The following is a 12,805-nucleotide window of genomic DNA, read 5'->3' on the forward strand; positions in this document are numbered from 1 at the left end:
AGCCGGTTGCGTGACACCGGACACGGACGCGGCGTCCGGTGCGCGGCAACCGCCGGGCAGGCGGCATGCCGCTGGTGCGGTTGCCTCAGTCCAGCACGCGGCAGAACACCGCCTTGAGGTAACGCGACTCCGGCACCTGCGCCAGCCACGGGTGGTCGGCGCCGGCGCCGGCCACCTTGAGCACCTGCACCGTGCGCCCGGAATAGAACGCGGCGCGGCGCAGCATGTCGAGGAACTGGTCCTCACTGACCAGCCCGGTGCACGAGAAGGTGGCGAACAGGCCGCCGGGCTTGACCACGCTCAGCGCCAGCTTGTTCATGTCCAGGTACTTCTTCAATGCCGGGATCACCTGGTCGCGGTCGCGGGTCATCTTGGCCGGGTCGAGGATCACCACGTCAAAGAAGTCGCCGCGGTTACCGGCATCGCGCAGCCACGGGAAGATGTCGGCCTGCACGAACTTCACCTGCGCGCCGTTGAGCTTGGCGTTGCCGCGTGCGATGTCGATCACGTCCTGGTCGATGTCGATGCCGACCACTTCCTCGGCACCGCCCTTGGCCTTGGCGTACACGCCGAAACCGCCGGTGTTGCAGCACAGGTCGAGCACGCGCTTGCCCGCGACCTGGCGTGACAGCCACTCGCGGTTCTCGCGCTGGTCGGCGAAAAAGCCGGTCTTGTGCGCGCCGGCCGGGTCGGCGCGGAACTTCACCCCGTACTCGGTGATGGTCGCCGGCGGCACCGGGTCGCTGCCGCGGTAGTCGAACGACTCCTGCTTCTGCACGTGCTCCTCCGCGAAGCTGTAGAAGCGGCAGCCGGGGAACTGCGCGCGCAGGGCGTCGAAGATCCACTCGCGGTGGCGGAACATGCCGGCGCTGAAGAATTCCACCACCAGCAGGTCACCGTAACGGTCCACGACCAGGCCGGACAGGCCGTCGCCCTCGCTGTGCACCACGCGCCAAGCGTCGCTGACCTCATCGAGCCGGAGCACGTCGCGGCGCAGCGACACCGCCTCGGCGATCTTGCGCGCAAACCACGCCGCATCGACCGGAATGTTGCGGTCGACTTCGAGGATGCGCACGGCGATGCGCGAGTGGCCGTTGTAGAAGCCGCGGCCGATCCAGTCGCCGTCCACGCCCAGCACATCGACGATGGCGCCGGGCTTGGGCCGCTGCGCGGGCTTGTCGACCAGGCGCTGGAAGATCCAGGGGTGGGTGGACTTCCACGCGTTCTTGAGGCGGACGGTGGGGATTTCGGCGTGGGGGTCGCGGTTCATCCGCCCATTGTACCGGGCGGGCGTCGCCTTCATTGCCACGCAACTGGCGGTCGGTTAGGCTTCGCGCTCGAAGGGGAGTAGCTCCCACTCGTCGAGACCGTCATTACGAGGCTAGCCCAGTCTAGCGTTCCGGTCCGGCGGCAACCCCAGCGGGGTTGCGAGCAAGACCTTCGCCGATCACGGCGAAGGTGCGTCCATCCGTCCTGCGCCGTGGCCCATGGCCCAACCTGCGAGGACCTTGCATGACCACCATCGGTACCCCCCTGATGTGGGGCGGATTCACCGCCATCATTGTTGTTGCCCTGTTGGTCGACCTGGTGCTGATGCGCCACGGCGGCCCGCACCGCGTCACCTTCCGCGAAGCGCTGCTGTGGAGCATCGGCTGGGTGGCGCTGGCCCTGCTGTTCAACCTCGGCCTGTGGTGGTACGTCAGCGGCCAGGCCGGCGCCTCGGAAGGCCAGCGCGTGGCACTGGAGTTCCTCACCGGCTACCTGGTGGAGAAGTCGCTGGCAGTCGACAACATCTTCGTGTTCCTGATGCTGTTCACTTTCTTCGCGGTGCCGGAGGAGCAGCGGCAGAAGGTGCTGGTGATCGGCGTGCTGGCCGCCATCGTGCTGCGTGCAGTGATGATCTTCGCCGGCGCGGTGCTGCTGGCGAAGTTCCACTGGATCCTCTACGTATTCGGCGTGTTCCTGGTGGTTACCGGCATCAAGATGCTGTGGTTCGCCGGCAAGGAGCCGGACCTGGAACGCAACCCGGTGCTGCGCTGGATGCGCGGGCATCTGCGGTTGACCACGCAGTACCACGGCGACCGGCTGTCGGTGCTGCAGGACGGCGCGCGCTACTTCACCCCGCTGTTCCTGGTGGTGGTGCTGATCGGCATCACCGACGTGATCTTCGCGGTGGACTCGATCCCGGCGATCTTCGCCATCACCACCGACCCGTTCATCGTGCTGACCTCCAACGTGTTCGCGGTGCTGGGTCTGCGCGCGATGTTCTTCCTGCTGGCCGGCATGGCCGACCGCTTCCACCTGCTGCCGTACGGGCTGGCGCTGGTGCTGATGTTCATCGGCAGCAAGATGCTGTTGGTGGACGTGGTGAAGATCCCGCTGCCGGTGTCGTTGGGCGTGGTGGTCGCGGTGATTGGCGCGACGGTGGCGTTCAGCCTGCGCTTCCCGCCGCGGACGACGCACCCGAAGTGAGTGCCGGACCGTCCCGGACCCGGTCCTGGCCCGCCCCCGCACTTGGGCGGGCGACAGGCACCGGGCCCGGGCCGGGCGGTGCCTTGCAAACCGCGCCGCCGCCGCCACGTGATGGGAATGCACCTGCCCACACCCGAGCACCCGCTAGACAGTCCCGACCAGCGCCGCGCCGACCGCGCGCGGCTGCTGCGCGCGCTCAACGCCAGCTTGGCCTTCGTCCTGCTGCTGAGCGCGGTGTTCGCCGCGCAGGGCAGCTTCGACCCGACGCCGTGGACGGTGACCCCGGGGTCGGCGGCGGGCTTGCTGGGACTGGCCACCGCGCCGCTGTTGCACGGCTCGCTGGAGCATCTGGCCGCCAATGCGATCTCCCTGCTGCTGCTTGGAGCGCTGGCGGGCGCGGTCTATCCGCGGGCCACGCTGCGCGCGCTGCCGATGCTGTGGCTGGGGTCGGGACTGGGCGCATGGGCGCTCGGCACGACGGGCACCCATCACCTGGGCGCCAGCGGACTCACCCACGGGCTGATGTTCCTGGTGTTCACGCTGGGCGTGCTGCGCCGGGACCGGCCGTCCATCGCCGCGGCGATGATCGCGTTCATGCTGTACGGCGGCATGCTGCTGACCGTGCTGCCGCGTGAGGCGGGCGTGTCCTGGCAGTCGCACCTTGGCGGGGCGGTGGCCGGCGTGGTGGCCGCGTGGGTCTGGCGCCGACGCGACCCACTGCCGCCGCGCAAGCGGTACAGCTGGGAGGACGAGGAGGACTTGCTCGCGACCGAGGCCGCCGAACGCGACACGCTGGAGCCCCCGTCGCCGACCGACGTACCGATCCTCTGGCAGCGTGCCGCCCCCCGGCGCGATGGCGGCGTGGTCCTGGAGTTACCGCCCCGTGGCCGACCGCGCTAGCGACGTGCCCGCGCCCCATTTGCCCGCGCCGCAATGCCCAAGACCGCGCGCCAACGTCGCCCTGGCGATCGTGGCGACGCTGCTGGCCGCGGCCTGCCAGCGCGACGCCCTTCCCCACGCTCGGGCGGCCGGGTCGGCCTGGATCGAAGCCGACGTGCGCCAGCTGGCCGACGACCGCATGCAGGGCCGGCGCGCAGGCACGCCGGGCCATGCACGCGCGGCGGCCTACGTGGCCGCGCGCTTTGGTCAGCTCGGGCTCGTACCCGCCGGCGACGCGGGCGGATTCCTCCAGCGCGTGCCGCTGCTGGCAGCCGTTCGTGTGCGCGAAGGCAGTGCGCTGGTCGTGCATCGCGGCGGACAGGACGCGGCGTTCGCCTTCGCCGACGAGTACCTGCCATCCCCCGATTTCAACCGGGCGACGAGTGCGGTGACCGCGCCGGCGGTGTTCGTGGGGCAGGGCGTGCAAGCGCGGGCGTCCGGTCACGACGACTTCGCGGGGTTGGAACTGCGCGGCCGGATCGCGGTGGTACTCAACGGCGCGCCGGCACGGTTGGCCCCCGAGGCGCGCGCCTTCCACGGTTCGCTGCGTCGCAAGCTGGGGCTGCTCGTGGCTCACGGCGCGATCGGCGCGGTGCTGGTCAGCACGCGCGGCGACGAGGAGCAGCGGCCGTGGTCGCGCGTGGCCGCGGACTGGACGCAGCCCCTGCTGCGATTGCGCTGCGATTCGCCGGCCTGCGGGGGCGCGGGCGGCGCGATCGACAGCTTTCCCGAACTGCAGGCGGTGGCGACCGTCAGCACCGATGCGGCCCCGCGCCTGTTCGCCGGCAGCGGCCGCGAGTATGCCGCGCTGCTGGACGCCGCCGATGCCGGCACGCTGCGCGGGTTCGCGCTGCCGGGGAGGATGACCCTAGCCACGCGCACCCGGATCACGCCGACGGTGTCGCACAACGTGGTCGCCCGCCTGCCCAGCCGCGGGCCGAGGGCCGCCGAACACGTCGTGTTCACGGCCCACCTCGACCACGTCGGCGTTGGCGCCCCGGTCCGCGGCGACGCGGTCTACAACGGCGCGCTCGATAACGCCCTGGGCGTGGCGGTGATGCTGGAAAGCGCCCGGCAACTGGCGCGCGCCCCGGCACCGCCCGACCGCTCGATGCTGTTCGTGGCCACCACCGCCGAGGAAGCCGGGCTGCTGGGCGCGGAGTGGTTCGTGCGCCATCCGCCGGTGCCGCGTGAGGCCCTGGTCGCCAACCTCAACCTCGACATGCCGCTGCTGCTCGAACCGAGCGATGACGTGGTGCCGGTCGGCAGCGGTCATTCCACGCTGCAGGCGGCGGTGGAGGCGGCGGCGGGCGACGTCGGTGTAGGCCTTTCGCCCGACCCGGCACCCGAGCAGAGCCTGTTCGTGCGCAGCGACCAGTACCCGTTCATCCGCGCCGGCATTCCGGCGGTGTACCTCACGGGAGGCGTCGACGGCCGCGGCTGGGGCGATAACCCCCAGGAAGCGGCTGCCGCGTTCATGCGCGAGCACTACCACCAACCCGGCGACGACGTGACGCGGTCCATCCAGTACGCGGACGCGGCCCGCCTGGCGCGTCTCAACGCCCGCCTCGCGCAGCGCATCGCGGCCGAGCCCCAGCGGCCACGATGGCTCCCGGGCGATTTTTTTGGCGAGCGGTTCGGCCCCGGGGCCACCGACCGACCCCGCACACCCCCACGTAAGGCACAGGCGCCCGCGTCCGCGGCCGGCTACCGTGCCCCCTCCTCACCCCCAGACAGGACGTTCCCATGACCCGTTGGTATTTCCACACCGGCAGCGACAGCAGCCGCATCGGCCCGCTGGACGAGGCGGCCGCGCGCGAGCACGCGCAGCGCAACCCGTCGGCGTTCTGCTGGCGCGAGGGTTTCAGCGAATGGAAGCCGGTGCGCGACGTGGCCGAGCTGCGCGACACCGCCGCTGAACTGCCCGAACACCTGCCGCCGCCGGCCGCACGCAGCAGCGGTTCCAGTCGCCGCAGCGATGACATCGACTACCGCATCGTCGGCAACGACATGCCCTTCGTCGAGGTCGAGCTGGACCCGGGTGAGAGCGCGATCGCCGAAGCCGGCGCGCTGATGTACAAGGACGCCAGCGTGCAGATGGACACCGTGTTCGGCGACGGCTCGCACAGCGGCCAGGGCGGCGGTTTCATGGACAAGCTGTTCTCCGCCGGCAAGCGCGTGCTGACCGGCGAGAGCCTGTTCACCACGATGTTCACCCACACCGGCACCGGCAAGGCGCACGTGGCGTTCGCCGCGCCCTACCCGGGCACGGTGGTGGCGATGAAGTTGGACGAGCACGGCGGCCGCCTGATCTGCCAGAAGGACAGCTTCCTCGCCGGTGCGCGCGGCGTGTCGGTCGGCATCCACCTGCAGCGCAAGATCCTCACCGGCCTGTTCGGCGGCGAGGGCTTCATCATGCAAAAGCTCGAGGGCGATGGCTGGGTGTTCGTGCACGCCGGCGGCACGCTGGTCGAGCGCGAGCTCAAGGCCGGCGAGCGCCTGGACGTGGACACCGGCTGCGTGGTCGCGTTCCACGATTCGGTCAGCATGGACGTGCGCCCGGTGGGCGGCATCAAGAGCATGCTGTTCGGTGGCGAAGGCGTGTTCCTGGCCACCCTGACGGGCCCGGGCAAGGTGTGGCTGCAGTCGCTGCCGTTCTCGCGCATGGCCGGTCGCATGCTCGCGGCCGCGCCGCAGGGCGGCGGCCAGAACCGCGGCGAAGGCTCGATGCTGGGCGGGTTGGGCCGCATCCTCGACGGCGACAACAGCTTCTGACCGCGGCGCGCGGCGCTAGCCGAGCAGACTGCCGAACACGGCGGCGGGGTGCCACACCCCGTCGTCTTCGGTGATGCGAACTTCGGCGGCGGCGTGCTGATCCTCCCACCGGCGGCGCGCGCGTGCCTCGGCATGGCGCAGGGCGGACGCCCGGTCGGGATGGAAGGTCGTGGGGTCGTCGCGATAGGAGCAGGTGACCGACCACTGGTCGCCGATCTGGATGACGTAGTAGGTGACGGGGCGCATCAAGGAGGAAAACGCGGGCCGATGCCCGATCCCCCAATGGTGTGTGCAGTCGAGATGAACGGCGGGTGAGCGCGGACCGCGGCGAGCCGCGCATCGGTACGGCCCGCGGGGGCCCGCGGGTATGCTGCCGGGTTCCTGCCCACCCGTCCGCGCTGCAATGCCGATCCGCCCCTTTGCCCCCATGCGCCCGCTGATGCTCCTCGCCCTCGCCCTGCTCCTGGGGGCCTGCGGCAGCGATAACGTCAAGCCAACCCCACCCACCGCCACCCCGGTGGCGCCGGTGCGCGTGGCGCCGGTGAAGGTCGGCATCGCCTTGGGCGGCGGCGCGGCCAAGGGCTTCGCCCACATCGGCGTGATCAAGATGCTGGAGGCCAACGGCATCCGTCCCGTGGTGGTATCCGGCACCAGCGCCGGTAGCGTGGTCGGCGCGCTGTATGCCAGCGGCATGGACGCGTTCCAGATGCAGAAGGTCGCATTCGCCCTGGACGAGGACCGCATCCGCGATGTCAGCCTGTTCTCGGGCGGCGTGATCAAGGGCCAGAAGCTGCAGGACTACGTCAACGAACTGGTCGCCCAGCGCAAGCTGGAGGCGATGAAGCGGCCGCTGGCCGTCGTCGCCACCCGGCTGGAAGACGGCAAGCGCACCGTGTTCGTCCGCGGCAACACCGGGCAGGCGGTGCGCGCTTCGAGCTCCATCCCGGGCGTGTTTGAGGCGGTGAAGATCGGCGGCAGCACCTACGTCGATGGCGGCGTCGTCAGCCCGGTCCCCGTGGACGCGGCGCGCGAACTGGGCGCGGACTTCATCATCGCGGTCGACATCTCCAGCAAGGCCGATGGCAAGGCGCCGGGCAGCCTGCTGGGCAACATCAACCAGTCGATCACCATCATGGGGCAGAAGCTGGGCGCGCTGGAGTTGGCGCGCGCCGACATCGTGCTGCGGCCCAAGGTGTTGGCGATCGGGGCGGCGGACTTCGAGCAGAAGAACACCGCCATACTGGAAGGCGAGCGCGCCGCGCTGGCGGCGATGCCGCAGATCAAGGCGAAGATTGCCCAGCTGCAGCAGGCGCGCGTGGCCGCCGCGCAACAGAAGGCCCGGGTGCAGGCGACGCAGAATGCGGCCAAGGCACAGGCCGCGTGCGAAGCGCGGCAGGGCACGGTGGATAAGCTGCTGCGGCGCGAGGATTGCGCGGCGCTCGCCCAGTAACGTCAGCGAGGCGCAGCCCCCGCTCCGCCACGCTCAGCGTCGACGTCACTCGCCGCGGTAGACGGATGCGGCGGTGACGAACGGATTCCAGGCACGCGGCCGCCCAGTGCGGCCGTTTTCACGTGTGCCGGTGACCGGCCTCACCTGGGCAGCGGCAACCCGCGGAATGCCTTCACCGTGCGCAGCACGAAGCTGGAATTCACGTCGGCCACACCGGCCTGGTTGAGCAGCCGGTCGAGCAGGAACCGCGAGAAGTGGTCAAGGTCCTGCACCACCACCTGCAGCAGGTAATCCATGTCGCCGGTGAGCGCGTGGCATGCCACCACCTCGTCCCACTGGTCGACGAAAGCGGCGAAGTCGCCCACCGCGGCGCGGTCGTGGCGGCCAAGCTGCACGCGGACAAAGGCCTGCAGGCCCAGCCCGAGCTGCTCCGGGCTGACCTCGGCACGGTAGCCCCCGATCACCCCCTCGCGCTCCAGCCGCTGCACGCGGCGCAGCGTCGCCGACGGCGAGAGGTGCACACGCTCGGCCAACTCGGCATTGCTGAGGCGGCCGTTGCGCTGCAGTTCCGCCAGCAGCAGCAGGTCGGTGCGGTCGAGGTCGGTGGCCGGCATATTGGTGCGCGTTCAGTATCAATGACGCAATGATGGTGCGCCATAACTGTCCATGGCGCAACTTTGAACGACAGAGCGCGCACTTGGCGCCACAACTCGCAACCCGATTGCGTGCCTGCCGCGCTAGCCTGATGCACCTACCGGCCGGCGCCTCCACCGACCGCAGCCCGGCGTGAGCTGGACCGCGCCTGCCCGCCCTCCACCCTGCCTGCCCGAGCCTGCCATGACCCCAGCCACGCCCACCCGCGTCGAACACCAGCTCACCGACAAGGGCTACGTGCCGGTGTACACCACCGCGATCGTGGAGCAGCCCTGGTCGAGCTATTCGCAGGCCGACCACGACGTGTGGAAGACCCTGTTCGCGCGCCAGCAGGACATCCTGGTCGGCCGCGCCAGCGACGAGTTCCTGCGCCAGCAGCGCGCGATGGGCATGACCCCGGACCGCATCCCCAAGTTCGACGAGCTCAACCAGGTGCTGCGCAAGGCCACCGGCTGGGAACTCATCGGCGTGGAAGGTTTGCTGCCCGAGCTCACCTTTTTCGAGCACCTCGCCAACCGCCGCTTCCCCGTGACGTGGTGGATTCGCAAGCCCGAGCAGCTGGACTACCTCAGCGAGCCGGACCTGTTCCACGACCTGTTCGGCCACGTGCCACTGCTGATGAACCCAGTGTTCGCCGACTACATGGCCGCCTACGGCCGCGGCGGGGTCAAGGCGCACGCGATCGGCCCGGAGGCGCTGGTCAACCTCACGCGCCTGTACTGGTACACCGTGGAGTTCGGCCTGATCAAACAGGACGATGGCCTGCGCATCTATGGCAGCGGCATCGTGTCGTCGAAGGGCGAGTCGATCCACTGCCTGGAAAGCGCCGCGCCCAACCGCATCGGCTTCGACCTGGAGCGGATCATGCGCACCCGCTACCGCATCGACACCTACCAGAAGACCTACTTCGTCATCGACAGCTACGAGCAGTTGATGGACGCCACGCGCCCGGACTTCACCCCGATCTACGCCAAGCTGGCGCAGCAGGACTCGATCCCCGCCGGCAGCGTGCTCGACACCGACGTGGTGTTCAACCGCGGCACCGGCGAGGGCTGGCTGAGCGACGGCGACGTGTAAGGCCGATGCGCGCGGACGCCCGGTGTGGGCTGCGTCAAGACGGCGATCCGCTGAGAACCTTTGTGCAGGGACTTATCGTCCGGAGGCATGAGCAACGTGGGCCGGTGCTTGGTGCGCGCCACGCACGATGCGCGGCGACAGGCGGTAGCGACGGTCCAGCCAGACCTTGGCCCCCAAGGCTACCACCAACGGGCCGAACCAGGCGGCGTAGTACAGCCCGCTCGCACTGACCGCGGGCAGCAGTTTCGGCAGACCGATGATCAGGAAGGCGATGTGCGTGGCCACGGCATTGCCGAGCATCGCGGTGTAGTGCTCGGTCCGCCACCACAGCGGACGCTGCGCCAGTTGTGCACGCTGCAGGCGCTTCTTCAGCATCCCCCCACCTGCGGCCAGCCCGACGGTGGAGAAACCCATGAGCAGCGGCGAGCCCACGCGCAGCCCCAACCAGAAGATGCCCGCGCCGGCCACCAGCGACAGTGCGCCCAGCGCGACGAATACCGGCCCGGTGTAGTGCGCCACGTCATGGCGGTCACGCACGGCACGCCAGGCACCCCACACCGCCGCGGCAGTGATGAGCAGCAGGTAGCCGAGAAACGCCGCGGCCACGGGCTGGTCCTGCAGCCATTTCCCCAGCGCCAGCAACGCGCCGGTCAGCACGATGCCGGCCATCGCCATCAGGTAGGCCTGGCCGATGCGGCGGTGCAGGACGCTGCCCTTGCGGGTAAAGGCGGCGGTCCAGAAGGTCGCCAGTGCGACGGTGCCGATCACGGCATGGAGCACGGCGATGGACGGATAGGCGGCAAGCAGGGCGTCGGATGGGGACATGACACGGCTCCGGTTCGGGAATGCACAGGCTGCGTTTCCCGCGCCACGGACCACAGTTCCCGAAGTCACCGCATCGACCTGCCGGAAGTCACTTTCTGCGCGCCAGCCATTGCCGTGGCGCGCGCGTCGCCGCAGCATGGGTCCATGTCCCCTGCCTTGCGCCACTTCCTGCAGCCGTTGAACCTGGCTGGAATGTCCACGCTGGTTGCGCTGGGTCTGACCCTGCACTGGCTGCCGCCGCAGCGGCAGGGGCTGGCGATGGCCCTGTTGGCGGCGTTCGGCATGACGTTCGTGCTGCGCGACGTGCTGGAGCATGCCCGCCCGCGACTGGCTCGCGCGTTGCTCTGGTTGCAGCTGCCGCTGGCGTTGGCGTTGCTGGCCCTGGCTCCGCGCCTGGGCACGCCGCAGATCCTGCTGGTGGTCTGGGTGGGGGTGGCGGCCTACGTGCTGCCTGCGCGCACCACGCTGCTTACGGCGCTGCTCGCCAATGGCATCGCCTACGGATTGATCCGCCATGGCGGCCACGAAGCGCCGGCGGTGATGGTGACGCTGTACATGGGCTTCCAGGCCTTCGCCGCGATGACGTCGCACTACGCCTCCAGCGCCGAGCGTGCGCGCGACAACCTGGCCCGCGTCAACGCCGACCTGCTGGCCACCCGCGCGCTGCTGGCCGACAGCGCGCGCGACAGCGAGCGCTTGCGCGTGGCGAGGGAACTGCACGACGTGGCCGGCCACAAACTCACCGCCCTCACCCTCAACCTGCGCGCCCTCGCCGCCGATCCGGGCCTGGCCGACCGTCGCGAGCTTGCCGTCGCCCAGCAGATGGCCAGTGAGCTGATGGGCGATCTGCGCAACGTCGTGCAGCAACTGCGCGACAGCCGCGGCCTGGACCTAGGCACCGCGTTGCGTGCACTGGCCGCGCCGCTGCCCCGCCCCGCCCTGCGCCTGGCGATTGCCGACGACGTGCGCATCGGCGACCCCGCCGTCGCCGATACGGTGCTGCGGCTGGTGCAGGAAGCACTGACCAACAGTGCCCGTCACGGCGGCGCGCAGACGCTGCACGTGGCGGTTCGCCGCCAGGGCACGCGCATCGAGGTGACTGCGGAAGATGACGGTCGCGTGCAGGCGCCGCTGCACGAGGGCAACGGTTTGGCCGGAATGCGCGAGCGCCTGGCCGCGGTTGGCGGCACCTTGCTCCTCTCCACTTCGCCGCGCGGCGCGCTGCGCATCGACGCGAGCATCCCGGCGTGAATACCGTGCGCATCGCCCTCGCCGACGACCAGGGGCTGGTGCGTGCCGGCCTGCGTGCCCTGTTGGAGCGACAGGGCATCACCATCGCGTTCGAGGCCGAGGACGGCGCGTCGCTGCTCGACGGCCTGGCTCGGGTGCCGGTGGACGTGGTGCTCAGCGACATCCGCATGCCCGGGACCGACGGCATCGAGGCATTACTGCAGTTGCGCGCACGCGGCGACACCACGCCAGTGCTGCTGCTCACCACCTTCGACGACAGCGAACTTTTGTTGCGCGCCACCGAGGCCGGCGCGCAGGGCTTCCTGCTCAAGGACGCCGCCCCCGAAGACCTGCGCGACGCCATCGTGCGCATCGCCGGCGGCGACACCCTGTTGCAACCGGTCAGTACCGACCCGGTGCGCGCGCGCTACCAGTACCACGCCGCCGACGCGCCGCAGGAGCGCTTCAGCGAACGCGAAATCGCCATCCTGCGCCTGCTCGCGGGCGGCTACTCGAACAAGGAGATCGCGCGCGCCCTGTTCCTGGCCGAGGGCACGGTCAAGAACTACGTCTCCACCATCCTCGACAAGCTCGACACCCGCGACCGCACGCGCGCGGTGCTCAAGGCGATCACGCTGCGGGTGATCTGAGCCGCCCGGCGCGCATCGCGCCTGCGACAAGCACCGCCACGCTCCCTCGACAAACCTGCACGCGCGCTGACGCGTCATCGCGCCTTCGCCGTCCTGTCATCTGCGAAGGCCACGCTCTGCACCCGTCGCTCACAGCCGGAGAGGCACGATGGCGCGCTCCCCCCACCGACCGCTGGCCGCCACGGCCCGCTCCGATGCCATGTCCGATTCCGCCGACCGCCTGCACGACGCCCTCGCCCGCACCGACGCCACGCTGACCGAAGTCGTGCGCCGCGCCGGCCGCGGTCTGGAACCGGAGCTGGAGCGCCAGCTCGACGCGCACCTGCGCGGCCTGCGCGCCGTGCTGCCCGCCGCCGACAGCGATGCGGCGGAAGCGACGATCGAAGCCGCCAAGCGCGTCGCCGACTCGGCCGAACCCGAGGCGCCGTTGCTGATGCTGGCCATGGCCCGCGACCAGCTGACCCGCGTCGTCCACCGCCGCAACCGCTCCCGCCGCCGCCTCGCGGCCTGAAGCCTGACGCCTAACGCACGACGCACGACGCCCCGCGCCTGAGCGGTAATAGCGCAACAAACGCTGGAGCAGTGCCCCGGGCGCAAACGCGCCTCATGTACCACCCGCACCGTGTCATCAGGTCTCGGGGCGCCGGCGGCATTGCGGAAAAGCCGGCCAGGGATGGCCGGCGGCGCGACTCCGCGCAGGACTGCGCGGACGGAGCGCTGCAGCAATGCCGCC

General features: G+C 70.3%; 13 protein-coding genes. 9 read left to right on the forward strand and 4 right to left on the reverse strand.

The genetic code is table 11. From position 1 onward, the window contains the following. Positions 1–85: 85 nt before the first annotated feature. Positions 86–1,270 carry a class I SAM-dependent rRNA methyltransferase gene (locus ACYVBS_RS03995; RefSeq protein ID WP_460821939.1) on the reverse strand — a complete coding sequence of 395 codons (1,185 nt, stop codon included), beginning with the start codon at positions 1,268–1,270 and terminating at the stop codon, positions 86–88. A gap of 242 nt (positions 1,271–1,512) precedes the next feature. On the opposite strand from ACYVBS_RS03995, the gene ACYVBS_RS04000 reads away from it, so the two are divergent. From ACYVBS_RS04000 to ACYVBS_RS04015, 4 genes are all read left to right on the forward strand, one after another. Continuing rightward, positions 1,513–2,472: a TerC family protein gene (locus tag ACYVBS_RS04000; protein ID WP_460821941.1), complete on the forward strand. Its 960-nt coding sequence runs from the start codon at positions 1,513–1,515 to the stop codon at positions 2,470–2,472. A gap of 117 nt (positions 2,473–2,589) precedes the next feature. Beyond that, positions 2,590–3,372: a rhomboid family intramembrane serine protease gene (locus ACYVBS_RS04005; RefSeq protein ID WP_460821942.1), complete on the forward strand. Its 783-nt coding sequence runs from the start codon at positions 2,590–2,592 to the stop codon at positions 3,370–3,372. After that, complete coding sequence (locus ACYVBS_RS04010; protein WP_460821943.1) at positions 3,356–5,161, forward strand: M20/M25/M40 family metallo-hydrolase; 1,806 nt, start codon at positions 3,356–3,358, stop codon at positions 5,159–5,161. Before ACYVBS_RS04005 ends, ACYVBS_RS04010 begins: the two co-directional genes overlap by 17 nt. Beyond that, entirely contained in the window at positions 5,158–6,186 is a 1,029-nt protein-coding gene (locus tag ACYVBS_RS04015) for a TIGR00266 family protein (RefSeq protein WP_460821944.1), read from the forward strand. The genes ACYVBS_RS04010 and ACYVBS_RS04015 overlap by 4 nt, the downstream gene beginning before the upstream one ends. A gap of 15 nt (positions 6,187–6,201) precedes the next feature. Here ACYVBS_RS04015 and ACYVBS_RS04020 read toward each other — a convergent pair whose 3' ends face one another. Beyond that, positions 6,202–6,432, reverse strand: a complete 231-nt coding sequence (locus ACYVBS_RS04020; RefSeq protein WP_460821946.1) for a hypothetical protein — start codon at positions 6,430–6,432, stop codon at positions 6,202–6,204. Positions 6,433–6,613: 181 nt separating this feature from the next. Here ACYVBS_RS04020 and ACYVBS_RS04025 point away from each other — a divergent pair, with 181 nt between their 5' ends. Next, a complete protein-coding gene (locus ACYVBS_RS04025; protein WP_460822176.1) occupies positions 6,614–7,636 on the forward strand; it encodes a patatin-like phospholipase family protein in 1,023 nt (340 codons plus the stop codon). A 140-nt stretch (positions 7,637–7,776) separates the two neighbouring features. On the opposite strand, the gene ACYVBS_RS04030 is transcribed toward ACYVBS_RS04025, so the two are convergent. Beyond that, complete coding sequence (locus ACYVBS_RS04030) at positions 7,777–8,250, reverse strand: Lrp/AsnC family transcriptional regulator (protein ID WP_460821947.1); 474 nt, start codon at positions 8,248–8,250, stop codon at positions 7,777–7,779. A 223-nt stretch (positions 8,251–8,473) separates the two neighbouring features. Between ACYVBS_RS04030 and phhA the strand changes: the two genes are divergently transcribed. Then, positions 8,474–9,367 (forward strand): phenylalanine 4-monooxygenase, encoded by an 894-nt coding sequence (phhA, locus tag ACYVBS_RS04035; protein ID WP_460821949.1) that lies wholly within the window; start codon positions 8,474–8,476, stop codon positions 9,365–9,367. 72 nt (positions 9,368–9,439) lie between these two features. On the opposite strand, the gene ACYVBS_RS04040 is transcribed toward phhA, so the two are convergent. Beyond that, a complete protein-coding gene (locus ACYVBS_RS04040; protein WP_460821950.1) occupies positions 9,440–10,192 on the reverse strand; it encodes a DUF2306 domain-containing protein in 753 nt (250 codons plus the stop codon). A 144-nt stretch (positions 10,193–10,336) separates the two neighbouring features. On the opposite strand from ACYVBS_RS04040, the gene ACYVBS_RS04045 reads away from it, so the two are divergent. The 3 genes from ACYVBS_RS04045 (at position 10,337) to ACYVBS_RS04055 (ending at position 12,583) form a co-directional block, all read left to right on the forward strand. Then, entirely contained in the window at positions 10,337–11,443 is a 1,107-nt protein-coding gene (locus ACYVBS_RS04045; protein ID WP_460821952.1) for a sensor histidine kinase, read from the forward strand. Continuing rightward, positions 11,440–12,072: a response regulator transcription factor gene (locus ACYVBS_RS04050; protein WP_460821953.1), complete on the forward strand. Its 633-nt coding sequence runs from the start codon at positions 11,440–11,442 to the stop codon at positions 12,070–12,072. Before ACYVBS_RS04045 ends, ACYVBS_RS04050 begins: the two co-directional genes overlap by 4 nt. 148 nt (positions 12,073–12,220) lie before the next feature. Continuing rightward, positions 12,221–12,583 (forward strand): hypothetical protein, encoded by a 363-nt coding sequence (locus ACYVBS_RS04055; protein ID WP_460821954.1) that lies wholly within the window; start codon positions 12,221–12,223, stop codon positions 12,581–12,583. Positions 12,584–12,805 lie beyond the last annotated feature (222 nt).

Source organism: Lysobacter olei, from assembly GCF_054777355.1.